Raw genomic sequence first — 22066 nt, 5'->3', positions numbered from 1 at the left:
TGTAAATGGTAATCGTTTTTTTGTATGAAAATTTCGGTCTAGTAAGTGAATAACAGGAAATATAAAACATTTTGTCGAATACGTTTATACAAGATTAATTTGAGGTGGGCCCTATTTATGGAGTTTACGATTGAGAATGAATGTCTTTACAAAGCAATTTTAGATGTGAGTAAAGCTGTTTCTGTAAAAACATCTTTTCCGATTCTGTCGGGAATAAAGATAATGGCCACTGATCACAGCTTGGTACTTATAGGGAGTAATTCAGATCTATTTATAGAGAAAATGATTCCAAGGGTGATTGATGGAAAGCAAGTGCTGCAAGTTTTTGAACAGGGTAGTGCTGTTATCTCAGCAAAGTATTTAAGTAATCTTGTTAGAAAACTTCCAGGTAAGATACATATAAAAGTTAACAAACAAACTGCTACTATTAGATCCGGTGAAATTGTCACTCGCCTGAACGGATTAAATAGTGAAGAATATCCAAAAACTCCTTTAGTCGACGAAGAAAAGTGCGCGGTTATTCCAAGCAGCAAATTAATTGAAGTCATTAAACAAACAGCTTTTGCTGTCTCCAAGAGTGAGAATAGACCTGTTCTCACAGCTGTCAATATGACATTTAACGAAAATCGCTTCTCGTGTGCAGCGACGGATTCCCATCGTTTAGCATTAACAGAGCTGTCGATCAGATCAGCTATAGACGGGTCGTTCAATGTGCCAAGTAAGAGCCTCACGGAGCTAGCCAAACTGATTCAGCATGATAAGGGTGATACCAAGATTTTTATTACTGACAGCTGTATAAAGTTTAAATTACCAACTATCTCTATGTTTTCAAGATTGATTGAAGGTCATTTTCCAAATATCCCTAGTTTATTGCCTAAAGACTCGAAAACGGTCATTACATTGGATACAGCACAGTTATTATTGGGTGTGGATCGAGCTTGTCTTTTTTCAAGTGAGGGGAAAAAGAACATGATTCATTTCGAAATGAAGGACGGTAAAAGAATAAACATTTCTTCTGACTCGTCAGAAATAGGAAGAATAGAAGAAACTCAATCGGTTAAGAAAATGACCGGTGAGGCAAACCTGCAGATTGCACTGGATGGACGTTTTTTGATAGAAGCTTTAAAGGTAATAGATGAAAAAGAAATCAGACTGAGTTTTGACGGAGCAATGAGACCGGTCAAGATTGAACCTGTTCATTCTTCTTATCTTTATCTTCTTTCACCAGTGCGTTCTTGGTAAACAGTATTTATTATCATTCAGGAGAGACTGACATTTATGATTGATGAGACACTCTTACATCTAGTGCAATTTGAGCAACAAGACATACCTGATCTAATTGATTTATCCCAATCAGTCGGCTGGGACTATGATGAAAGGGAGATTGGCACTGTCATTTCATCTGGTACCATTTTCGGACATAAGAACAGCAAAGGCAAGATTGTTTCAAGTGCTGCCATTATTCCTGGTGCAGCTTCTATAGGAATGGTCATCGTAGATGAAATGCACAGAGGGATGGGATTGGGGAAAGAGGCTACTCAAAAGTGTATTGATTCTGTTCCTGAAACCTGTTCAGTCATGTTGATTTCTACACCAGAGGGAAGAAATCTCTACGAAAAGATGGGGTTTACACCTGTCAGCAGTGTACATAAATTTTTTTGTGAAAACTATCTTGCACCGGCAGAGTTAACCTTCGGTGATGTTATCCTGGAAGATTTTAAAGAAATAGACTTGAATCAAGTCGTTAAGATTGATGAGCGTGCATTCGGAGCAGGGAGAAGCGTATTCCTCCGGCATCGACTCAGACAAGCTGCGAAATGTATTGTTGCGAAAAATTTAAAAGGGGATGTTATTGGTTATGGAGCTGCTGTTTCAGGGCCTGAAAACGTGATCTTGGGACCCATTGTAGCACCGGATAGTCAAATAGCTGCCCTGCTGACAGACAGATTGGCTTCACTGCATCATGGAAAACTGAGAATGGATGTACCGGAAGGGAATAAAGAGTTTATGCAGTTACTAATGCAGAGGGGATTTAGAAGGGTAAGCAATCCGCCAATCATGGTGATTCGATCAATGGCTATGCCTGCAAGAAATCAAACACTATTTGGAATTGCGGCTCAGGTGTTTGGATAGATAAAGTTCATTGAAATTGACAATATATTAATAGAAGAAATCTCGCTTAAGAAGGAGACCAACCACTAACGGGTTCAGTTCAGAGGTGCAAAACAGGTTATCGCAAAGTAATTTACAAACCATTCAACAGCTAAAACTTTGTGTTTTTTCATTTATGAAATTTAATTGGACAATTATGATAAAATGGAAATATCAGTTATTCCTTTGAAGGGCATGATTGTTGAGTAAGCTTTTAATTTAGAATAAAACTTGACCAAATTTTTTTATGTAAAAGGAATATTTTTATAGAGTTAAATGAGTATACAGTGAATTAAAGTCTTGTAATGGGGAGCATGTATGGATAACGAAAAGATGTAGAGTAACAATATACCCATCAGAAAAGAATATGACTATAAATAAAAATCAACACTTACAATTTTAATTAATTGCCGAGATTTAAAAGTAATAAGAAAAAAGAAAGGACATAATTCATTATGAATAAAATAACAGTAAAAGATATTTACTCAGGAAAACCCGATGCTAAAGACGAGATAAACTTTGAAGGGTTATCTGGATTTATAAAAACTTTTATAGTACCTCGGAACAGCGATTTAGAATCATTATTAACTGGTAATCATTGCTTTATTTCGGGATACAAAGGAACTGGTAAAACAGCTCTGCTATTCTACCTAGATAACTTAATTAGAGAAAGAGATAGTAGTGCTTGTTCATCATTTGTCTTCTTTAAAGAAGAGTTTGCCGAACTTAAAAAGGAAGAGTTTGATAAATTTTCAAAAAGAGGACTATCATCAATTACAATTGATAAAGATACATTGCTAAATAATTCAGAATTTGAATATATATGGAGATGGTTATTTTTTAAAAGAATAGTAGCAGATAATGAAGAATTTAATGGTGGATTGTTTGTAGAAAACGAACAGTGGTCAAGTTTCATAAAAATTGTGTCTAAAATCAAAGGACCAGTAAATATTAAAAAAAGTGTAATTCCTAATAGAGTTAAATTAGCACTCCCTTTTACAGATCTAACAGGGGCGTCAATTGGGCCTGAGATGGAAGTAGATCTCAGTAAAAATTCCGTGGATAATAATTATTCAAGTTTTGTTAAATTGGTTGATGATGCAGAGAATGCATTATCTAAAGTAACAAAAACAGATATTCCTTATCATATCTTTGTTGACGAACTTGAAGCATATTATGGAGACCAAGAAGTTTTCAAAAGAGATTTATATTTGATTAGAGATTTAATTTTTACTATTAAGAGGTTTAATTCAATATTTTCTTCATCTAATATAAGCAATATTAAGATAATATGTTCTATTAGATCTGAAATTGTAAATGCAATTTCTAGATTTATTGTAACTAAAGAATTAAATAAAGTTACCTCTGGTTTTGAGATACCTTTAAGATGGAACTATAATAATACTAATTCATTCAATCATCCAATAATGCAGATTTTATTAAGAAGAATTGCAATAAGTGAGTCCGAAGATGACGAGAAATATAGAAGTGATAAAGAAATTATTGCGCAATGGTTTCCAGAAACCATTCATGATATTGAGCCCTCAAATTATGTTTTAAATAATAGCTGGAATAAACCACGAGATATTGTAAGGTTTATTATATCTGCCCAAAACAGTATTAATAGTGACAGTAGCTCTTTTTCACAAGCGGTTTTTTCTAGTTTACATAAACAATATTCTATAGATAGTTTGATTGAAATCAGGGAAGAAATGAGAGCTTTGTATACTTCTGAACAAATAGAAGACATAATTAATGTATTTACTGGATTCAAATCTATTTTTTCTGTCGATCAGTTAAGAACAAGGGTGAGTAAATTCTTTGGTAACAGCATTATGGATACTAATTTCAATGCTGTTGTAAATGACTTGTATAGACTAGGCTTTATAGGTAATTACTTCCCAGCATCCCAAATGTATAGATGGCAACATAAGGGGGATGACAGGCTGATAATCTCAGATGAATGGAGAATCATGATACATCAAGCTCTTCAGAGTGCTTTATCTGTTGGTAAGAGGCATGATTACAGCATGAAACGTTTGGAAAAACCACAAATAGGTGACGTAGTTTCTTTTGAAGTTAAAGGAATATCAAAATCATTTGTTGATGGAGTTATAGATTACTATGGTAAGTTGTATCCTGCATATATTCATATTAGCAAAGTTACGGACACCTATATTCATGATATAAATGATTTTGTGACTAAAGGTGAGGAGCTACGAACAGTAATTACTGAGTACGATGAGAGAAAGTCTAAATGGTCATTAAAAAAGATTCAATCATAAGGAGTAAGGGTTTAATCTCCTAGTATAGTTTGTTTTGCGATTTAGTTTTATTATCTTCAGCAATTGGGCGCGCTTATCAAGTAACGCGTCTATTTGTATATAGCACTGTTTTACAGGGAAAAGGGCTAACTGGGGGGAGTTTTATTGTTCTCTGAATTAGAATAATGGAACACCATGTAAACGTATTATTTATAAATAATGAAAGAAATAGAATTACAGTCGTGAATGAACTATCATTCGATGTTGCGCCACGTATTTTTGGTGGCGGTACCTTGAGAGCCTTGTAAAAAGGTTAGAACGGTTTGAATTTGCAGAAGTTAGTGCCGAAAAATAGTGGGCATCGTAAAAAGCAATCAACTTAGATGATTTTATTGAGAAGTGGCTGACAGGTATGAAAAAGAACTGCATTACGTGTCTATTTTTTCTTTAGGAAACGATACGGCAGCTGTAAGTATAGATGTGGTGCTTAAGGATTGAAAATGAACTTGAAAATTATAAATGAATGCAGCGGTTTCCTAGAAGACCACTTTTGTTATAGAAGCAATGCGAATTGGTCAGTTTAAATGAAGAACAGGGGGATAACTTGATGTTCCAAAAAAGAGTAAAATTGAATTCATTTATGTGGATTGGTTGTACACTCTAGCTACTATTTATCATACTTTTTTTCAATTCTTTACTTATCTATTTCCTCAAGCAGTAGCTGCTGTCACTTGTTTAATGTTTGGTTTCATCAGTTTATTTTGCGGAATCCGCCTAATCAAAAAGCCGGCTTGGTTGTATGCAGCCGGGTTGGGGATGATTATTGTCTCTTCATTAATAATCATTTTCACTATTTTCGCCTATTTCCTGATTGAGCCTGGACAAACCGTTTATTGGAATTTGAACTAGGTTCTTCAATGGGATTTTCGGAAGCGGAGGGAAGGATGATGTATGTAAAAGAAGCGGAAGCATTTTTAAACACAGCATCAGAATACTGTCATCTGATAGAAAATTTCGCATTATCATATGAGTCAGATAAGGTTATCAGTCTACTTAGAACCATTTCATCATTGTATGCAGCAGCTTTGACTCTTCCAGAAGAAGACCTTAGTGATGGGGAAATTGCTGTGTTTGAGTTTGTTTTGCCGGATATCGAACTTGGAGCTAAGGTCAATTATTGGGCCTTGTTTGATCCATACACAGATGATGAACCTGTAGCATGCAGTTTAAATGATGATCTTCAAGATATTTACAGAGATGTAAAGGAAGGTATTCTGCTGTTTCAAAACGATAAGAGGCCGGAAGCAACATGGCATTGGAAATTCACCTTTGAATCTCATTGGGGTCAGCATGCATTGCAGGCTATGCGTGCGCTGCATGGGGCAGTAGGGACAGAACGATAAGTGGTCAACAGCAAAACTCATACAGAGGTACCAGGCACTGAAACTACTGAACTTGGTGAATTCGAAGATGCACAGACTGGAATGATAGTTCCAAATACATGCAACATCAGGTGAAGATAAGGCATATATCAAGGTTCAGCACGTTGGTAATGAATACTTTTTGATAAGAATGGGTAGTTTCCTTCAAGGGGTTAGAGGTGTTTTGATAAAAATGTTAACAAACAAAATCAATGAAATTTTAGAAGAATATGATTTTACTGACAGTATTATAACTGATATGAGATGGGAGAATAGTTTATTAGATTATTCAATAACAATTGATTATAACTTTTACCTTCCAGAAAATGAAATGAAAACTAAAGATTTAAAATTAATTTTTCAAAACTGTACTACTTTAAATTTAAATTTGGCTAGAAACTTATTTGATCATATTGAACCTAATCAAACAAATTTTTATAGTTGGTTTACGATAGTGAAATTTAACTTTAGAGAACAAGATAAAGATTACATTATTGAATTATACACGTACGAATTTGATACACCATCTATTTCAATAACATGTAACTCTATAGAATTACATAGATATTAAAAGGAAATAAGGAGATTAGTATGACTTCGATAAGTGCAAAAGAGATTCTATTGTTAAATAGCGACACGTATTTTAGTTCATTGCTTGAAATCATCGAATCTGTTCCTAGCAGAAAAAGAACGATTTCTATTGATACTCAAGAGCGAGACAAAAATTTTCGCGATGTATTGATGCACCTTTATGAATGGCATGCCATGCTTGAGAGATGGTACCGGGAAGGTATGGATGGAGATCATCCGTTTATGCCGGCACCGGGTTATAAGTGGAGCAGTATAAAACTGCTCAACATGAAGATCTGGGAAGGGTATCAGGATGTAACGCTTAATCAAGCCGTTAAGAAAGTAAGGTTAAGCCATGGGAGAGTAATGGACTTAATCAACTTACATACAAATGAAGAAATCATGACAAAAAAATACTATAAGTGGACAAAAACAAGTAATCTTTACAGCTATTTTGAAGCAAACACGTCCAGTCATTACATTTGGGCAATGAAAAAATGCGAAGTGATTGCAAATGGTATTCAAGAACGGGAAATGGATAGGTCTGTAAAGTGATTGTTCATGGGTTCCGACGTTATAGGAGATAATTAAACTTTTAAAGGAGCAGAAACATGAAAAGAATTCTTGCTGCAGACATCGCAGACTTAGATAAGTTAGTAGCCATAGACCGGGAAGTAATTGGCAACGCAAGCAGGCGGGGAACGATCAAACGTGCTATCGAGAATGGGCAGTGCCTTCTTGCAAAAGAAGAAGAGGAGATTGCGGGGTTCCTCATTCATGATACCAGCTTTTTTGAGTGTGCGTTTATCTCCCTTGTTATTGTGGCCCCGTCCAAGAGGCGAAGGGGATTTGCAAGTTTGCTCATGGATGAGATGGTAAAGTCATCCGCAACAGAGAAGGTTTTTTCTTCAACGAATCAATCGAATGCAGATATGCATAAAGTCTTCCTTTCAAATGGGTTCATTGAAAGCGGCATTGTGGAAAATTTGGATGATGGGGATCCGGAAGTGATTTATTTTAAAAGAAAAACAAGCGGAAGGTAATCAATTCAATTATGTCAAAACAAAACTGGAGATGGCGCGTTGTTTGATAGACTCAGAAGACTCTTTAAAAGTCGGAGTAAACCTCTACTCAATGAAAAATATATATCTGTACCAGAAAGTGAATTTAACGAAGAACTGAAAAAACGAATAGCCAATATAGAAAGAGAAGCCGAAAAATTGAGTTCCTTTCTTCAAAAGGAATACTCCGGAGAATTTGCAGAGCGGGGCATACCAAATTTGAAAATTTGGGTATGCAGGGATATCGATGGTGATGAAATGGATCACTTAACTTCAGAGAATTGCTTTGAAAAAGAGTACCGCTCTCTCATAGCAATAGATCACAGTGGTCCTAAAATTGATGATGATATTTGTGCAGGTACAATTGAATTATGGTACTACTTTGGCGGGTATTTTAAAGGTAAAGGAAGTTTGTATGGTCTTTCTAAAGACGAAATGGAGAAGGATGTAGAACAAACTTTGCAGGTGTTGTTGGAGGATATGAATAGTTGTAATCAATAAAAGTCCATTCCTTTAAGCACATAAAGGCGAAAGTGGGGAAGATAGTTGAAAACAATCGTCACATTATTTTGATGCTTATCGGAGTGCTTATGGCCAGTATTAATATTGATGATCTGGGTTTAACAGTAAATATGCTGATAAATTTTGTTGGGTATACAACAATTCTATTTAGTGTGAACATGCTGATAAAAAAAGGCTCCGATCTAAATAAAATCAATCGATTGTAAATTATAGCTGCTCATTGTTTATCTATCCCATCAACTCATTTCAAAGCGATATGAGTTTTTTCACATGCAAAAAAACACCGCCAAAAGCGGTGCCGAATTGCGTGCTTATACATTTTTTAATTCATAACACAAAGGTTTACCACCCGCGAGCATACTGCTTAGGCGCTTCAATCTCTACGCCAAGTTCAGCAGCTGCAGTCCGCGGCCAGTATGGGTCGCGAAGCAGGGCGCGTGCAATGAAGATAAGATCTGCGCGGCCGTTTCCGAGGATTTCTTCAGCCTGTGTTCCGGTTGTGATCAGGCCGACAGCACCGGTATCGATGCCGGCTCCTTCGCGGATGCGCTCGGCAAATTTCACCTGGTAGCCCGGGAAGACTTTGATGTCTGCCGGAACAAGGGCACCAGAGCTGACATCAATCAGATCGACCCCCTGTTCTTTCATCCATGAGCAGTAATCCACGTAATCTTCAACGTTCAGTCCTTCTGGATTGTAATCTGTTGCAGATACCCTTACGAACAGCGGTCCGTCCCAGACTTCGTTAACAGCATCGATGATTTCTTTCAGGAAGCGGTAGCGGTTTTCTTTGCTGCCGCCGTATTCGTCTGTCCGCTTGTTGGAAAGCGGCGAGAGAAACTGGTTGATTAAGTATCCGTGTGCGCCGTGAAGCTCGATGATATCAAATCCAGCTTTTTTCGCACGGATTGCTCCGTCTTTAAAAGCTTGAACGGTTTCTTTAATTTTTTCTGTTGTCATCTCGACAGGTGTTTTGCTTTTTTCATTGAATGCAAGGGCAGATGCTGAAACAATCTCGCCTTCAAGCACCGCTTTTCTTCCTGCATGTGCAAGCTGAATGGCCGTTTTGGCGCCATTTTCTTTCATGCCGTCAACTAATTTTTTCAAACCTTCGATATGGTCATCGCTCCAGATGCCTAGATCCTGCGGTGAAATTCTGCCCTGAGGCGTAACGGATGTAGCTTCAATCATGATCAGCCCCGTACCGCCAATGGCGCGGCTAATATAATGGGTCATATGAAAATCCTCGACCATTCCGCCTTCGCGGTGTGACGAGTACATGCACATCGGAGACATGACAATCCGGTTTTTAAGTGTGACGTTTTTTACAGTGTATGGTGTAAATAAGTGATTCTTCATGTTTTATTGCCTCCCTGAGTGAAATTTCATAAAAAAAGTATATCAGCTTTGAGGTAAGACTTCATGTAAGTTGCCTGACGATGGAGCATTGAGTGAATGCATCCCTATTATCAGGAGCGCTGAAGATATAGGTTACCAAAAAAGAACAATGCATCCCTATAATCATGAGCACTGGAAATACAGGGTACCAAAAAGGAAAAATGCTGCCCTATAATAAGGGGCACCTGAAATATGGGATAGCAAAAAGGAAAAATGCTATCCCATAATCGTGAGCACCGTAAATACGGTGTAACAAAAAGTGAAAATGCTATCCCGTAATCGCGAGCGCCGAAAATATGGGGTAACAAAAAGTGAAAATGCTGCCATATAATCGTGAGCACCGGAAATATAAGGTACCAAAAAGACAAAATGCTACCCTATAATTAGAAGCTCAAAAAATATAGGATACCAAAAGTGCAAATCCACTCCTCAAAATCCATTCCCCATAACCAAAATGACCCTCTTTTAAAAATTGCGAAAATTCTTTAGAATAGAGTCAGCATCTATTTTAGGAGGTCTCATCATGACAGCAAAATGGCAATCGAAACAGCAGCTGACAGAGCTTTTAACAGGACTAGTGAATCTTGCGAGCATCACGGGATCAAAGGATGAGATCGCTCTTGCCCAGCATCTTTATTATGTGCTGAATGATTTTCCTTATTTCAAAGAACATCCGGATCATGTGAAACTGCATCCGCTTGAAGACGGCCGCTATTTTTTGACGGCTTTTGTTAAAAGCAAGAAGGAAACGGAAGATACGGTCATCCTGATGAGCCATTTCGATGTTGTGGATGTGAAGGATTACGGCCATCTTGAGCATCTGGCCTTCCGTCCTCACGAATTGACGAAAGAGCTGACCAACGCAGTGAATCTCCTGCCTGCTCCTGTAAAAGAGGATATTGAAACAGGCGACTGGCTGTTTGGCCGGGGAACGATGGATATGAAGGCCGGACTGACGGTTCAGCTCGGCATACTTGAGCAGGCGATGAACGGGGAGTTTGACGGAAATCTGCTCCTGCTGACGGTTCCTGATGAAGAAGTGAATTCAGCAGGGATGCTCGGGGCTGTGCCCGTTCTTCAAAAGCTGAAACAAAAACACGGTCTTTCCTACACGGCCTGCGTCAATTCAGAGCCGATGTTTTCAAGGTATCCGAATGATGAGAACTATTATGTGTACAGCGGATCGATTGGAAAAGTGCTGGCCGGGTTCTACTGCAGCGGGGTGGAAACCCATGTCGGGGAGCCTTTTTCGGGACTGAATGCGAATTTGCTTATTTCCGAACTGAACAGGCTGCTTGAACTGAATGAAAACTACTCGGAAAGAGTCGGGGGAGAAGTGACGCCGCCGCCGATGAATCTTATGCAAAAAGACCTCAAAGAGGAGTATTCGGTGCAGATTCCGCATGAGGCCGTTTCGCTGTTCAACATTTTGACGATGAAACGCAGCATGCTTGAATTGCACGGGATGCTGATGAATACCGCCTCTGCCGCAGCGCGCAGGGTGGAGAAGTTTTATGATGAAAAAGCCAGGCATTACAGTAAGTCTGTCGGCTATACGCCTGCATCCTACCGGGTAACGGTTATGTCATATGATGAACTGCTTGCCTACGCTATTCAAAAGGTCGGCGAAGAGGAAGTCAACAGGCACATAGGTTACTTGAAAGCCAACCGCGGTGATCTTGATCATCGCCATTTTACGAACAAGATTGTTTCCGGTCTGTCTGGATTGTGCAAGGAGCTTGCTCCCTTGATTGTTGTGTTTTACAGTCCGCCTTTTTATCCGTCTGTTTCATCAAAAGAGGACGCGTTTATCCAGGAGGTCCTGTCGGATGTGCAGAGCTATGCCGGCAGTAAATTCGGAATCTCTCTTGTGAATCAGGAATACTTTGCCGGCCTGTCGGATCTGAGCTTTCTTCAGCTGCGGGACAGTGAGGAGTCGATCCGCGAGCTGACGGCCAATATGCCGATCTACGGGGATCATTACAAGCTTCCTCTCGATGAAATAAAGGCGCTGAATATACCTGTTTTAAACGTCGGCCCTTACGGAAAGGACCCGCATAAGTGGACAGAGCGCCTTCATTTGCCGTATTCCTTTGAAACGTGCCCTGAGCTTCTGAACTATACATTGAAACAAATTTTTAAAAAGGCAGAGAGTGATGAATTACATCAGGCTTGAACTGAAAAATTCCAGGGGACTTACCCTCATCGGCCATTTATATGAAGCCGATTCTCGCAGACTTGTCATCATGTGCCACGGGTTTACGTCGGACAAGTCATCGCGTGGCCGGTTCGACCGGTTTGCAGCTGTTTTCCAGTCACTCGGATGGAACGTGCTTGCCTTTGATTTCAGCGGCTGCGGCGAGAGTGATGACGATACGCTGACAATGGCAAAAGAGAAGGATGATCTTCAGTCGGTGATGAAGTATGCCGAACAACGCGGCTTTCAATCAATTGTCCTTTACGGTCACAGCCTTGGCAGCAGAATCTGCCTGATGTGTTATTCAAAAGAAGTGAACACGATGATTCTGACAGGTGCGTCAACAGGTCCGAACACTTACAACTGGAATGACCATTTCACAGCTGAGCAAATGAGAGAACTGCATGAAACAGGAGTGATCACTGAGCATCTTACGTCCGGTCCTCGGAAAAAAATCATCATCGATCAGCAGATGCTGCTTGATTTTGAGCAGGGGAATCAGGAGGAGCTGCTGTCGGCCGTTGCCTGTTCGGTTCTGATTATACACGGGAATGCGGACGAAGAAGAAAGAATGCTTGCAGAGACTTCGAGGAAAGGGATGAAGTGGCTGCCCCAAGGTTCAAAACTTGAGGTGATTGATGGAGCTTCGCACAGTTTTATGGAGCATCTTGATGAAGTGGAGAAGCTTGCAGTTGAGTGGCTTTGCCAATATAGAAATGACAGGTGAAGGTAATGGAAACAGATTTACAGCAGTATGCAAGGGAGATGGCAGCGTTCTATTCTGGAAATGAAAAAGTGGCAGGAATCCTTTTAGCCGGTTCAGTATCCAGAGGGCTGTCTGATCAGTTCTCCGATATTGAGCTGCATCTTTTATGGAACGAGCCTCCGTCAGATGTGGACAGACTTTCTCCGGTAAAAGAGGCTGGAGGGTCTATCAGCACCTTTTATCCGTACGAGGATATGGAATGGTCTGAAACGTATACTCTGAACGGAATCAAATTTGAAATGAGCCATTTTTTGCTTTCAACGGTTGAACAGTGGGTGCACGAGGTCACCGTGGAAGGCAACACCAGCCTAGACTTGCAGTGTGTCGTTGCATCAATAGCAGACGGTGTCATACTGAGCGGCTTTAATGTCTTTTCTCCATTAAAAGATAAGGCCGCAAATTATCCTGACATTTTGCAGAAACGAATGATCCTTGAAAACCTTAACTTTGGTAGCAGGTGGAAGCAAAGAAACACTTTGCTGCAAAGAAAGGACTGGATGCTTCTTTCTGATGCGACGCTGTCAGCTGCGAAAAAAATGTACGGTGTGCTCTTTGGATTAAACAGAAAATTTGTGCCCCATCCTGGTTTCAAGTGGGCGTCACAATCTGTCTGCGAAATGAAGGTAAAACCAGACCGCTTCCAGGAGAGAATGGACACGGCGATGTCTGGTCCTTTGGAAAACAGGCTGACCTTGTTGGAGGAATTAGCAGAAGAGATTCGGCAGCTGGCAAATGAGCAGTGCGGAAATTCCGGAAAGGGTGAAACACCATGTTCATCGTAAACGCTGAAGGGGCCGTTTTTAAAGAAAACCAATGGCTCATCATTGAACGCAGCATGAGGGAAGAGCACGCCCCAGGGCTGCTTTCCCTGCCCGGCGGAAAAGCCGAAAAAGAAGGCGCTGAAATGGATATTCTGGAAAACACGGTCAAGCGGGAAGTGGAAGAGGAGACAGGTGTTGTGGTTAAGGATGAAGTCCTTTACGTTCACAGTGCATCGTTTGAGTCAGATGACGGCTTCCATGTCGTGAACATCGTGTTTTTATGCGAATATAAAAGCGGGACCCCTTATCCTAAGAGCGAGGAGGAAGTTTCGGATGCTGTCTGGATGACAGCGGAGGAAATTCTTGCTCATCAGAATGCCCCTGTTTGGCTGAAGACCAGTATACGTCTTGCAGAACGCAAAAAAGCGGCGGACGTCATCCTTTAACGGGATGTCGTCCGGCCGCTTTTTTTATGATCGGGTCAGACTTTTATCTGTAAGCAATGGAATAGCTGAAACCCTGCTGCCGATTTTCATTTTATTGTGTCTCTTCAGCCAGTTGTCCACCGATTTCAAGTCGTACATGATTTCTGTGTTTCCTGAACAGTAAGGACTGATATCGTACTGGCCGACAATTCGTCCACCAAGCAGAATGGCCGGATGATTAGGAAGGGCAGAAAGAGCATCAATGTATTTTTTGACATTTGGAAGATGATACACGATGGATACTGAAAGGCAAATCACTTCAGGCTTCCAGAGCTCGGCTTTTTTCAGGGCATATTCGAGCGGAAGGTTTGGCCCCAGGTAATGGGTTTCCCACCCCTGCTGATCAAACAGGCCGTTGACCATTTTCAGCCCGAGATAATGCTGCTCGCCTTCTACACAAAGCAGCATGGCTTTGTTTCTGTTTTCTGACTCCGGATGCTGTTCCAGTGGATAGAGGGTAGAAAGGATGAAATCGCACACAACACTTGCAAGGTGTTCATCTGCAACTGTAATTTCATTATTTTCCCATAAATCCCCGACATGCTGCATGGCAGGGGTAAACAATTCTTCAAACAGTTCAATCCGTGACAGGTGACTGTGGTCCTTGACAAGCTGGACAGCCTCTCTTTCGTTGCCGTCCAGCAGCAGGCCTGCTAGCTTCAAGGCTGCTGAACTCTTCATACAGAGCACCCCATTTCTCTTTATTTCTCTTTCTCTATCAAAAGTGCATCTGTACCGGCTTTAAGGTAAGCCAGGTAGGCAGATGCTTTCTCCTGGTCCTGAATTTCCATCTCAAGGAGCACTTCTTTGAGGTAATCAAAATTATCAATTAAATGCTGCGTTTTCATGCCGTGCTTGACAAGAATGCCGTTCAGCCAAATGGCATAGTCCGTAAATACCTGTACATTCTGCATATCAAAAGCGGTTTGAAGGTGCTTAAGATGATGATGATTGTCTTCTCTGCATTTCTCTTTGCCTTTCTCTCCGAATCTCTCGAGAAGAGGAGGCTCATTTTGATAGATTTTCTCGGTTGCTTCATAAACAATCTGATCCGCAGGGAAAAAGCTCATCGGGCGACCACCTTGTATTGTTTGACCTTTGGAATGACGGCAGCCAGCTCCTGATCCGGATACTTCTTTTCAAGGTCATGGATTTTCTTGAAATCCTCGCTTTTGACCCAGTTCATGTAGTCTTCTTTTCTTTCAAAGAGAAGCTGTACGGTCAATTCTCCCGCCCGCTTATCGTTTTGCAGAAGCAGAAAATCAACAAATCCTTTTGCTTCATCTACCATTCTTGAACGGTTCTGATATATGGAAATGACTTCTTCGGCCTTTTCATCCGGCACATCGAAGGTCGAAAAAACTGTATACATGCTACCACCTGTCTGTAAATGTGACATTTCGTTTTCTTTTTATTTCAACAAGGCTGCTTTTTTTCCTGCACCTTTATCTTATCAAGTATGCTCTTTTTGAGCTTTTTTTGCAAACAATTCACCCATTTCGGCAGAGCGTTCCGTCGCTGTTTTCACACATTCTCTTAATGCTTTTTTAACGTCATAGTGCTCAAGCCTTGCAATGCCGGCCTCTGTCGTTCCACCCGGACTTGTTACTTCTTTTCTGAGAAGTTCCGGCTGTTTTCCTGAATGCAGGAGCATTTCGGCCGCTCCGAGGAGAGTTTGGGCAATGAGTGCTTTTGCCGTGTGTGCTTCAATGCCATTATCGGCTGCAGCTGCCTCCAGTGCCTCTGCTAAGTAATAGATGTAGGCCGGTCCGCTCCCTGAAAGGCCTGTTACCGCATCGAGCTGATTTTCTGAAACGTGCACGACCGTGCCAATTGCACGGAACAGTTCGGATGCTGCCTCCAGTTCCGCCCGGCTGACTTCCGGTGTGCAGGCAAGGGCGGTTGCCGATTTCCGGATGGCGGCTGATGTATTTGGCATAGCCCTGATTACGGACAGTTTTTTTCCGAAAAGATCCTGAATCGTTTCTGTAGAAATTCCTGCAAGGACAGAAATAATTAACTGGCTGCCTGTAACATGCTCCCTTATACTTTCAATTCCTGATCTGACATCTTTCGGTTTCATGGCAAGAATGATGATATCGGCATGCTTGACAGCTTCGCCCTTGTTTCTTGTGACGGAGACTCCATAGGATTCTTTTAAAAATGAAAGGCGTTCATCATTGGAATGGTTCGTGACAATTAGTTGGCCAGGAAGGCAGACACCGTCGCTGATTAACCCGTTGATGATGGCTTCGGCTATAGCTCCTGCACCTGTAAATGCGATGTTTTTCATCCTTTTCCTCCTGAACTTTTTTTCAAAATAAAAACCGCCTCATCCAGTAAAAAAGGACGAAACGGTTTCCGCGGTACCACCTTCATTGAGCGATGTGAATCACTCCAGCTTGTGCTCCCGTATCGAGGGGCAGCGTCAGGTTTGCCTGAAAGCTCACAGGGCAGGTTCAACCTGCAAGAGGATGATGAAACCTTTCAGCCGGCGGGTTTCACTCTCTGTTCATCATTGCGGGTTTACTATTCCTGTTCACAGCTCATTACGTTATTTATTTTGCAGCATTCGCGCGTTAAAGCATATTAGTTGTTCATCATTATGCGAGGTTGGACAGGCGTTTGTCAAGGAGATTTTTTTCAATAATGACCGGTGAATTATTTGAAAATAATGACACGTTTGCAGGGAACGTGTAAAATAGGCTTAACAATAGGTGAATAAGCATTCATTTTGCAAGTAATGAATATAGTAGTCATATATAAAAATAACAAAACGAGGACGATGGTATGAAATTAAAATCAGATTACATAATTCCTATCACCCTCCCGACGCCTTTTCCGGTGGGGGACGTAAACGTTTATCTTGTAAAAGGAGACCGCCTGACGCTGATTGATGCCGGCCCGAAAACACTTGAGGCATTTGCCGCTCTAACGTCCCAGATGAAGGATGCCGGATACCGTCCCGAAGACATTGAGCAGGTAATTCTGACCCACCACCATCCGGATCATGTCGGGCTGCTAGATTATCTGCCCGAGTCGGCCGAAGTGATCGGCCACCGCTATAATGCCCCGTGGATCAGCCAGGACCATGTATTTATGGAAGAGCAAAAGACCTTTTTTCTGAAGCTGTTTGGCGAATTGGGCGTAGAAGAGAAGCAGCTTCCGTACCTTGCGAGATTTGTATCGAATCTAAAATATTCATGTAAAAGGGAGCTTTCATCAGATCTCAGAGAAGGGGACCCTGTGCCGGGAATGAACGGGTGGCACATCATTGAGACACCGGGGCATGCTCAGACGCATATCGCGCTGTACAGGGCTGAGGATGGCATGATGTTTGGGGGAGACCATATTCTGAAGCATATATCGGCAAATCCGTTATTGGAACCGTCTATGGAGGGCGGGGCGCGGCCGAAACCGCAGCTGCAGTTTAATGAATCCTTTGAGGCTCTTTTGAAAATACCGCTCTCAAGTGTGCATTCCGGGCATGGTGAAACTGTCGCAAATCCGCACGAACTGATACAATATCGGTTGAAAAGACAAAAAGAACGCGCCTATGAAGTGCTGTCGTTTTTAAAAGAAAAACCGATGACAGCGTTCGAAGTATCCGAAAGGCTGTTTCCGCGTCTTTATCAGAAGCAGATGATGCTCACGATGTCAGAAACGGTGGGACAGCTGGATTATCTTGAAGCGATGGGGGAAATTAAGGGTCAAATGGAAGGGGTACACATCCTTTACTCTTGCTGAGGTGAACGAAATGAATCAAAAATTAAAAGGCCGGTATGTTGTCATTACCGGCGCATCAGGCGGAATCGGCGAAAAAATGGCCGCACTCGCAGCGGCAAGCGGTGCACACCCAATCCTGATTGCAAGACGGGCTGACCTGCTTGCGGCGGCAGCCAAACGAATCTCTGATCAATACGGAGTCACCTGCACGTATTATCCGCTGGACGTAAGCGACCTGGACGCAGTTGCACAGACGTTCGCCCTGATTTTAGACCGTGTTCCTCAGATTGATGTGCTCGTCAACAACGCCGGTTTCGGCATCTTTAACACAGTGGAAGAGGCAACGCTGGATGAAATGACCTCCATGTTTGAGGTGAACGTATTCGGACTGATTGCCTGCACCAAAATGGTCCTGCCGGGTATGAGAGCACGGAACGACGGCCACATCATCAACATCGCCTCGCAGGCCGGAAAGCTCGCAACACCGAAATCAAGCCTGTACTCAGCCACAAAGCATGCGGTTCTCGGCTTCACAAACAGCCTCCGGATGGAGCTTGCCGGCACCGGCATTCACGTCACATCCGTCAACCCGGGGCCGATCCAGACGAATTTTTTCAATATTGCAGATCAAAGCGGAACGTACGTTAAAAACGTTCAGCGCTTCATGCTTGATCCTGATAAAGTATCTGAAAAAATTGTCAGCGCCATGATGACCGAAAAGCGCGAAATCAACCTTCCAGGCTGGATGAATGCCGGCAGCAGCTTTTATCAGCTCATGCCGCGCGTGTTTGAAAAACTTGCGGGAAAAGCATTATCGAAAAAATAAGCAGAAAAACAGCCTGCCGGCAAAGGCAGGCTGTTTTTCTATGCTACAATTCCTGATTCGTCACAAACCCGTACACTACGTCTTCAACCGCTTCAAACCACTCCGAATCCTCCTGCGCCCGCTTCTGCATCACTCTTGCAACAATTTCTTCTTCCTCTTTTTTACTCAGCGATCCGTGCAGATCATACTGCTGAAAAGACTGGAGAATCATTTTCAAAATCCACTTATCGTTCATGTTCCACCTCATTCTATCCTGATTATAAGGAGGATTGGGGGAGATGCCAAGCGGGGGTTTTTTGGGCACTGCCGGGTTTCGGATTTGCGGCTCTGAATTTTGTGCTGTCCAGCAGATCATTAAGCTGAACAGTGAACAGCTCCGAAGGGCAGAAAAGAATTCTCACCTGAATCGTGCCCTCAAAACCTGAAAATCAAAAATTGAGGGCACTAAAAACCCGGATTCGTACCCTCAAAACTCGAAAATCAAAAATTGAGGGCACTAAAAACCCGGATTCGTACCCTCAAAACCCGAAAATCAAAAATTGAGGGCACTAAAAAGCCAGTATCGTACCCTCAAAACCCAAAGATCAAAAATTGAGGGCACTAAAAAGTCAGTATCGTACCCTCAAAACCCAAAGATCAAAAATTGAGGGCACTAAAAAGTCAGTATCGTACCACCAAACCCCAAAAAACAAAGATGGAGAGTACTAAAAAATCCGCTCCCCTTGGCGATTCCGCTTTTCGTGTTGTCCAGCTCCATCGCTCAACTCCTCTGTCAGAACGGAATCGCCGGTAAAGGCAAAAGGCGCCTTTTCCGTCGATTCCTTATCTGACTCCCGGAGCTAAACGAGCGATTCCGCTTTTCGTGTTGTCCAGCTGCACCGGCCAACTCCTCAGTCGGAACAAAATCCCCCGAAAAGGCAAGTTCGGCCTTTCCGTGTGATTTCTTATCCGCCAATCGGAGCTAAACGGCCGCTTCCGCTTTTCGTAGCAAAAACTACCATTGAAATCGAACGTATATTCGCTTACTATTAGCATATACTGAATGGGAACGTATATTCTGTTGTGAGGAGTAAGAACGATGATTGAGGATTACAGCCAATTTCCAAAACGAAAGATTCTGTGCATTGATATGAAGAGCTTTTATGCCAGCTGCGCGGCGGTTCTGGAAGGTCTTGACCCGCTTACGTGCCATTTGGCGGTGGTTGGTGACACAGAAAGGCAGGGGAGTATTGTCCTGGCAGCTTCGCCCTGTCTGAAAAAAGATTTTGGCATCAAGACCGGATCCCGTCTGTTCGAAATTCCAAAAGACCCGCGCATTCACATTGTTAACGCGAAAATGGCTTCTTTTGTCCGTATTTCGACTGAACTGACGCGCCTTTTTCACCGGTATGTCCCGAAGGATGCGATCCACACGTACAGTGTTGACGAAAGCTTCATTCAGGTTGACGGAGTGGAGGGGATCTGGGGAGATGCGTGGGAGATTGCTGCAAAAATCAGAGATGATATGGACCGTGAATTTTCGCTGCCGTGTGCAATCGGCATTGGACCCAATATGCTGCTTTCGAAAATCTGCCTTGATCTTGAGGCGAAGAAAAAGGGCATTGCGGAATGGACGTACGACGATGTAAAAGAAAAGCTGTGGAAGGTGCAGCCGCTCCGGGAAATGTGGGGCATCGGCAGCAGAGTCGAGAAAACGCTGAACCGGATGGGTATTTTCAATGTAGGCCAGCTTGCCGCCCATCCGCTTGAAGTACTTGAAAAAAAGTTCGGGATTATGGGCAATCAGCTTTATTATCATGCCTGGGGCGTTGATCTCTCTGAAATTGGTGCGCCGATTCTGCAGGGGCAGATCAGCTTCGGGAAGAGCCAGATTCTCATGCGGGATTATCCCGATCCGGAAGAAGTAAAACACGTCATTCTTGAAATGTGCGAAGAAGTCGCAAGAAGGGCGCGCACGCACAGGAAGGCGGGCAGAACGATCAGTCTCGGCATCGGCTACAGCCACGATGAGCTTGGAGGCGGATTTCACCGCTCCCGGACGATGGACCGGCCGACCAATATTACCATGGAGCTCTACGAAACATGCCTCGCCTTATTTGAACAATTTTACGCACATAAAACCGTCCGGAAAATTTCGATTGCCCTCTCCAACATTGAAGATGATGCCGAAATGCAGCTCGATTTATTCCAGCCAAACCGCGAAAAAGAACAGATCCTTGGCTATGTCATGGACTCCATCCGCGGGAAATACGGACCCAATGCCCTGCTGCGGGCCGTTTCCTATACAAATGCAGGCACAGCAAGGCACCGCGCCAAGCTTGTCGGCGGACACAAAGCGTAAAAGGAGGGATACACATGATTCGGGATCGGGGCAATATCAAATGGACATCCATGATGCTGCCTGAGCACGTAAAAATCTTAAGAGAACTTGAAGTTGAACAGGGCTATAAAACGAAGCCCGCAGTAGACGAACAGCAGCTCGAGCATTTTAACGAAATCATCAGCCTTGCCATGGAGGAAAACCGGGAGCTTGCGTTCACCTACTACGAACATCACGATTTTCACGTGCTCAAAGGCCGCGTACACTACGTAGATCCGATCCGCGGATGCCTGCGGATCATCGGCGATGACCACACGCGCGTTGATCTGCCAATCGAGAAAATAACGGATATAGGGGAGAAGGAATGAGATGAAGGCGGGCGGGGATGCCTGCCTTTGTTACATCTATTGGCATACCTTTTGTAATGGTACATCCCGCTGTATAATAAAGAAGACGAGTAAGGCTATCAGCAAAATAAGAGGAGAGGTGTTTACCTTGGATCAGTTAGCAGCGAAAGCTGAAGAAAAACTGCGCAGGTTAAGTGCCGACGAAGAAACAATAAGAATGTATCAGCTCAGGGAAAAATATATATCTGATCAAAAAACTAAAATGGATGGCGCAAAAATTGCCGGTGAAAATGAGAAAGCAATTGAGATAGCATTGAGCCTGCTGAAAATTCCAGGAATGTCTGTGAGTGAAATTTCAGCTCATACAGGATTGTCCTTGGAAAAGGTTAAAGAACTTGAAAAAGAAGTACGATAAATGCGGAGGGCGCAGTCATATTGATTGCGTCTTTTTTGTTGTCAGAAAAGTTAATTGAAACATGTTGTAATCCTATTTTTACTTTGATGATGTTTGAGAAGAGAGGAAGTGCCAGATAAGGAACCCTTAAGTCGATAGAGCTCCTTACTGACTCTGAGAACTAAACAGCCGCCTCAGCCTTTCTACTCAGCCCTAACCACCGACTGAAACACTCCCTTATGCGCCCCGTCGCAGAACGGCATTTTTTTGGAGAGGCCGCAGCGGCAGAGGGAGAAGCTCTGTTTGGTCTGGAAGACGTTTCCTTCTGCGTCGATGAGCTCGATGTCTCCTGTTATGCGCAGGGAGCCGTTGTCGTTTACTTTGATGACGGGTTTGGTCATGTGTAATCACTCCTTCTATACTTAGAGGTATTCTGCGCAAGGCTGGTGTATGACAGGCAAGCCGCAATGCGCATCCGGCCGAGTTGTGATAAAATGTCCCTAAGCAACCTGAAACGAGGAGACATGACGTATGGAAATTAAATGGACAGACCGTGCCATGAAAAAAATAGAAGGCAGTGTGCAGGCTCATTCCGATAAACAAGTGAAGCTCAAGTATGATACGGACGGCTGCGGATGCGTGGTCAGCGGAGTGACCGCACTCTGGCTTGTTGATGAAAAAGACGGAGATGATGTTCTGATTGAAACGAACGCATATCCGGTTCTGGTTGAAAAATCGAAGATGGTGTTTCTGGATGAAAAGATGACAATTGATTTTAACGAGACAGCAAACAGCTACATGCTGACGTGTCCTTCGCAAATCTTGAATCCGCGCATGAGTCTGACTGTAAAGTGAGG

25 protein-coding genes are annotated in these 22066 nt (G+C 42.7%); 18 read left to right on the top strand and 7 right to left on the bottom strand.

The features are described from left to right. Positions 1–117 precede the first annotated feature (117 nt). The 8 genes from dnaN (at position 118) to ACTSEZ_RS09280 (ending at position 7968) form a co-directional block, all read left to right on the top strand. Entirely contained in the window at positions 118–1242 is a 1125-nt protein-coding gene (dnaN, locus tag ACTSEZ_RS09315) for a DNA polymerase III subunit beta (RefSeq protein WP_369733902.1), read from the top strand. A 36-nt stretch (positions 1243–1278) separates the two neighbouring features. Continuing rightward, the gene (locus ACTSEZ_RS09310) at positions 1279–2133 is read left to right on the top strand and encodes a GNAT family N-acetyltransferase (RefSeq protein ID WP_369733901.1); all 855 of its coding nucleotides are present in this window, start codon (positions 1279–1281) and stop codon (positions 2131–2133) included. A 473-nt stretch (positions 2134–2606) separates the two neighbouring features. Then, a complete protein-coding gene (locus tag ACTSEZ_RS09305; protein ID WP_369733900.1) occupies positions 2607–4436 on the top strand; it encodes a P-loop ATPase, Sll1717 family in 1830 nt (609 codons plus the stop codon). 926 nt (positions 4437–5362) lie between these two features. Further along, positions 5363–5818, top strand: coding sequence for a DUF5063 domain-containing protein (locus tag ACTSEZ_RS09300; protein WP_369733899.1), 456 nt, complete (start codon positions 5363–5365; stop codon positions 5816–5818). 202 nt (positions 5819–6020) lie between these two features. Beyond that, positions 6021–6407 carry a hypothetical protein gene (locus ACTSEZ_RS09295; protein ID WP_369733897.1) on the top strand — a complete coding sequence of 129 codons (387 nt, stop codon included), beginning with the start codon at positions 6021–6023 and terminating at the stop codon, positions 6405–6407. A 20-nt stretch (positions 6408–6427) separates the two neighbouring features. Next, the gene (locus tag ACTSEZ_RS09290; protein WP_369733895.1) at positions 6428–6961 is read left to right on the top strand and encodes a ClbS/DfsB family four-helix bundle protein; all 534 of its coding nucleotides are present in this window, start codon (positions 6428–6430) and stop codon (positions 6959–6961) included. Positions 6962–7017: 56 nt separating this feature from the next. Continuing rightward, positions 7018–7449, top strand: a complete 432-nt coding sequence (locus ACTSEZ_RS09285) for a GNAT family N-acetyltransferase (protein ID WP_369733893.1) — start codon at positions 7018–7020, stop codon at positions 7447–7449. Between the two features lie 39 nt (positions 7450–7488). Then, entirely contained in the window at positions 7489–7968 is a 480-nt protein-coding gene (locus ACTSEZ_RS09280) for a hypothetical protein (RefSeq protein WP_369733891.1), read from the top strand. A gap of 363 nt (positions 7969–8331) precedes the next feature. Here ACTSEZ_RS09280 and namA read toward each other — a convergent pair whose 3' ends face one another. Next, positions 8332–9348, bottom strand: a complete 1017-nt coding sequence (gene namA / locus ACTSEZ_RS09275; protein WP_369733890.1) for an NADPH dehydrogenase NamA — start codon at positions 9346–9348, stop codon at positions 8332–8334. A gap of 562 nt (positions 9349–9910) precedes the next feature. Here namA and ACTSEZ_RS09270 point away from each other — a divergent pair. From ACTSEZ_RS09270 to ACTSEZ_RS09255, 4 genes are read left to right on the top strand one after another with little or no spacing between them, the layout of a single operon-like run. Next, complete coding sequence (locus ACTSEZ_RS09270) at positions 9911–11563, top strand: M20/M25/M40 family metallo-hydrolase (RefSeq protein WP_369733888.1); 1653 nt, start codon at positions 9911–9913, stop codon at positions 11561–11563. After that, positions 11544–12311, top strand: a complete 768-nt coding sequence (locus tag ACTSEZ_RS09265; protein ID WP_369733885.1) for an alpha/beta hydrolase — start codon at positions 11544–11546, stop codon at positions 12309–12311. The genes ACTSEZ_RS09270 and ACTSEZ_RS09265 overlap by 20 nt, the downstream gene beginning before the upstream one ends. A gap of 5 nt (positions 12312–12316) precedes the next feature. Continuing rightward, complete coding sequence (locus ACTSEZ_RS09260) at positions 12317–13132, top strand: DUF4037 domain-containing protein (protein ID WP_369733884.1); 816 nt, start codon at positions 12317–12319, stop codon at positions 13130–13132. Continuing rightward, positions 13120–13557, top strand: a complete 438-nt coding sequence (locus ACTSEZ_RS09255) for an NUDIX domain-containing protein (protein ID WP_369733882.1) — start codon at positions 13120–13122, stop codon at positions 13555–13557. The genes ACTSEZ_RS09260 and ACTSEZ_RS09255 overlap by 13 nt, the downstream gene beginning before the upstream one ends. A 24-nt stretch (positions 13558–13581) precedes the next feature. Here the strand turns inward: ACTSEZ_RS09255 and ACTSEZ_RS09250 are convergent, their stop codons facing one another. The 4 genes from ACTSEZ_RS09250 to proC form a co-directional block, all read right to left on the bottom strand. Next, entirely contained in the window at positions 13582–14277 is a 696-nt protein-coding gene (locus ACTSEZ_RS09250; protein WP_369733881.1) for a cobalamin B12-binding domain-containing protein, read from the bottom strand. Between the two features lie 20 nt (positions 14278–14297). Beyond that, a complete protein-coding gene (locus tag ACTSEZ_RS09245; protein ID WP_369733880.1) occupies positions 14298–14666 on the bottom strand; it encodes a bilin-binding protein in 369 nt (122 codons plus the stop codon). Next, complete coding sequence (locus ACTSEZ_RS09240; RefSeq protein ID WP_282032783.1) at positions 14663–14968, bottom strand: antibiotic biosynthesis monooxygenase family protein; 306 nt, start codon at positions 14966–14968, stop codon at positions 14663–14665. Before ACTSEZ_RS09240 ends, ACTSEZ_RS09245 begins: the two co-directional genes overlap by 4 nt. 81 nt (positions 14969–15049) lie before the next feature. Further along, on the bottom strand, positions 15050–15889 hold the full coding sequence (gene proC, locus ACTSEZ_RS09235; RefSeq protein WP_369733879.1) for a pyrroline-5-carboxylate reductase: 840 nt from the start codon (positions 15887–15889) through the stop codon (positions 15050–15052). A 497-nt stretch (positions 15890–16386) separates the two neighbouring features. Between proC and ACTSEZ_RS09230 the strand changes: the two genes are divergently transcribed. Both ACTSEZ_RS09230 and ACTSEZ_RS09225 read left to right on the top strand, forming a co-directional pair. After that, positions 16387–17343: an MBL fold metallo-hydrolase gene (locus ACTSEZ_RS09230; protein ID WP_369733878.1), complete on the top strand. Its 957-nt coding sequence runs from the start codon at positions 16387–16389 to the stop codon at positions 17341–17343. A gap of 10 nt (positions 17344–17353) precedes the next feature. Further along, a complete protein-coding gene (locus tag ACTSEZ_RS09225) occupies positions 17354–18148 on the top strand; it encodes an SDR family NAD(P)-dependent oxidoreductase (protein WP_369733877.1) in 795 nt (264 codons plus the stop codon). 43 nt (positions 18149–18191) lie between these two features. On the opposite strand, the gene ACTSEZ_RS09220 is transcribed toward ACTSEZ_RS09225, so the two are convergent. Further along, positions 18192–18383: a YqzH family protein gene (locus ACTSEZ_RS09220; RefSeq protein WP_369733876.1), complete on the bottom strand. Its 192-nt coding sequence runs from the start codon at positions 18381–18383 to the stop codon at positions 18192–18194. An 843-nt stretch (positions 18384–19226) separates the two neighbouring features. Between ACTSEZ_RS09220 and ACTSEZ_RS09215 the strand changes: the two genes are divergently transcribed. From ACTSEZ_RS09215 to ACTSEZ_RS09205, 3 genes are all read left to right on the top strand, one after another. Next, a complete protein-coding gene (locus tag ACTSEZ_RS09215) occupies positions 19227–20489 on the top strand; it encodes a Y-family DNA polymerase (RefSeq protein WP_369733875.1) in 1263 nt (420 codons plus the stop codon). Between the two features lie 14 nt (positions 20490–20503). After that, positions 20504–20836, top strand: a complete 333-nt coding sequence (locus ACTSEZ_RS09210) for a YolD-like family protein (protein ID WP_369733874.1) — start codon at positions 20504–20506, stop codon at positions 20834–20836. Positions 20837–20963: 127 nt separating this feature from the next. After that, positions 20964–21230 carry an RpnC/YadD family protein gene (locus ACTSEZ_RS09205; RefSeq protein WP_369733873.1) on the top strand — a complete coding sequence of 89 codons (267 nt, stop codon included), beginning with the start codon at positions 20964–20966 and terminating at the stop codon, positions 21228–21230. 182 nt (positions 21231–21412) lie between these two features. Here the strand turns inward: ACTSEZ_RS09205 and ACTSEZ_RS09200 are convergent, their stop codons facing one another. Further along, positions 21413–21610, bottom strand: a complete 198-nt coding sequence (locus ACTSEZ_RS09200; RefSeq protein WP_369733872.1) for a CDGSH iron-sulfur domain-containing protein — start codon at positions 21608–21610, stop codon at positions 21413–21415. Positions 21611–21740: 130 nt separating this feature from the next. On the opposite strand from ACTSEZ_RS09200, the gene ACTSEZ_RS09195 reads away from it, so the two are divergent. After that, positions 21741–22064, top strand: coding sequence for an iron-sulfur cluster biosynthesis family protein (locus ACTSEZ_RS09195; RefSeq protein WP_029280033.1), 324 nt, complete (start codon positions 21741–21743; stop codon positions 22062–22064). Positions 22065–22066 lie beyond the last annotated feature (2 nt).

Origin of the sequence: Metabacillus mesotrionivorans (assembly GCF_052171315.1) — a bacterium.
Classification (GTDB): Bacteria; Bacillota; Bacilli; order Bacillales; family Bacillaceae; genus Bacillus_P.
The sequence above is the reverse complement of the archived record's forward strand: the minus strand, read 5'-3'. Positions and strand labels throughout refer to the sequence as shown.

Coding starts and splice junctions, on each gene's coding strand:
- dnaN (WP_369733902.1), top strand. CDS start 118: ATGGAGTTTACGATTGAGAATGAATGTCTTTACAAAGCAATTTTAGAT.
- ACTSEZ_RS09310 (WP_369733901.1), top strand. CDS start 1,279: ATGATTGATGAGACACTCTTACATCTAGTGCAATTTGAGCAACAAGAC.
- ACTSEZ_RS09305 (WP_369733900.1), top strand. CDS start 2,607: ATGAATAAAATAACAGTAAAAGATATTTACTCAGGAAAACCCGATGCT.
- ACTSEZ_RS09300 (WP_369733899.1), top strand. CDS start 5,363: ATGTATGTAAAAGAAGCGGAAGCATTTTTAAACACAGCATCAGAATAC.
- ACTSEZ_RS09290 (WP_369733895.1), top strand. CDS start 6,428: ATGACTTCGATAAGTGCAAAAGAGATTCTATTGTTAAATAGCGACACG.
- ACTSEZ_RS09285 (WP_369733893.1), top strand. CDS start 7,018: ATGAAAAGAATTCTTGCTGCAGACATCGCAGACTTAGATAAGTTAGTA.
- namA (WP_369733890.1), bottom strand. CDS start 9,348: ATGAAGAATCACTTATTTACACCATACACTGTAAAAAACGTCACACTT.
- ACTSEZ_RS09270 (WP_369733888.1), top strand. CDS start 9,911: ATGACAGCAAAATGGCAATCGAAACAGCAGCTGACAGAGCTTTTAACA.
- ACTSEZ_RS09265 (WP_369733885.1), top strand. CDS start 11,544: ATGAATTACATCAGGCTTGAACTGAAAAATTCCAGGGGACTTACCCTC.
- ACTSEZ_RS09260 (WP_369733884.1), top strand. CDS start 12,317: ATGGAAACAGATTTACAGCAGTATGCAAGGGAGATGGCAGCGTTCTAT.
- ACTSEZ_RS09255 (WP_369733882.1), top strand. CDS start 13,120: ATGTTCATCGTAAACGCTGAAGGGGCCGTTTTTAAAGAAAACCAATGG.
- ACTSEZ_RS09250 (WP_369733881.1), bottom strand. CDS start 14,277: ATGAAGAGTTCAGCAGCCTTGAAGCTAGCAGGCCTGCTGCTGGACGGC.
- ACTSEZ_RS09245 (WP_369733880.1), bottom strand. CDS start 14,666: ATGAGCTTTTTCCCTGCGGATCAGATTGTTTATGAAGCAACCGAGAAA.
- ACTSEZ_RS09240 (WP_282032783.1), bottom strand. CDS start 14,968: ATGTATACAGTTTTTTCGACCTTCGATGTGCCGGATGAAAAGGCCGAA.
- proC (WP_369733879.1), bottom strand. CDS start 15,889: ATGAAAAACATCGCATTTACAGGTGCAGGAGCTATAGCCGAAGCCATC.
- ACTSEZ_RS09230 (WP_369733878.1), top strand. CDS start 16,387: ATGAAATTAAAATCAGATTACATAATTCCTATCACCCTCCCGACGCCT.
- ACTSEZ_RS09225 (WP_369733877.1), top strand. CDS start 17,354: ATGAATCAAAAATTAAAAGGCCGGTATGTTGTCATTACCGGCGCATCA.
- ACTSEZ_RS09220 (WP_369733876.1), bottom strand. CDS start 18,383: ATGAACGATAAGTGGATTTTGAAAATGATTCTCCAGTCTTTTCAGCAG.
- ACTSEZ_RS09215 (WP_369733875.1), top strand. CDS start 19,227: ATGATTGAGGATTACAGCCAATTTCCAAAACGAAAGATTCTGTGCATT.
- ACTSEZ_RS09210 (WP_369733874.1), top strand. CDS start 20,504: ATGATTCGGGATCGGGGCAATATCAAATGGACATCCATGATGCTGCCT.
- ACTSEZ_RS09200 (WP_369733872.1), bottom strand. CDS start 21,610: ATGACCAAACCCGTCATCAAAGTAAACGACAACGGCTCCCTGCGCATA.
- ACTSEZ_RS09195 (WP_029280033.1), top strand. CDS start 21,741: ATGGAAATTAAATGGACAGACCGTGCCATGAAAAAAATAGAAGGCAGT.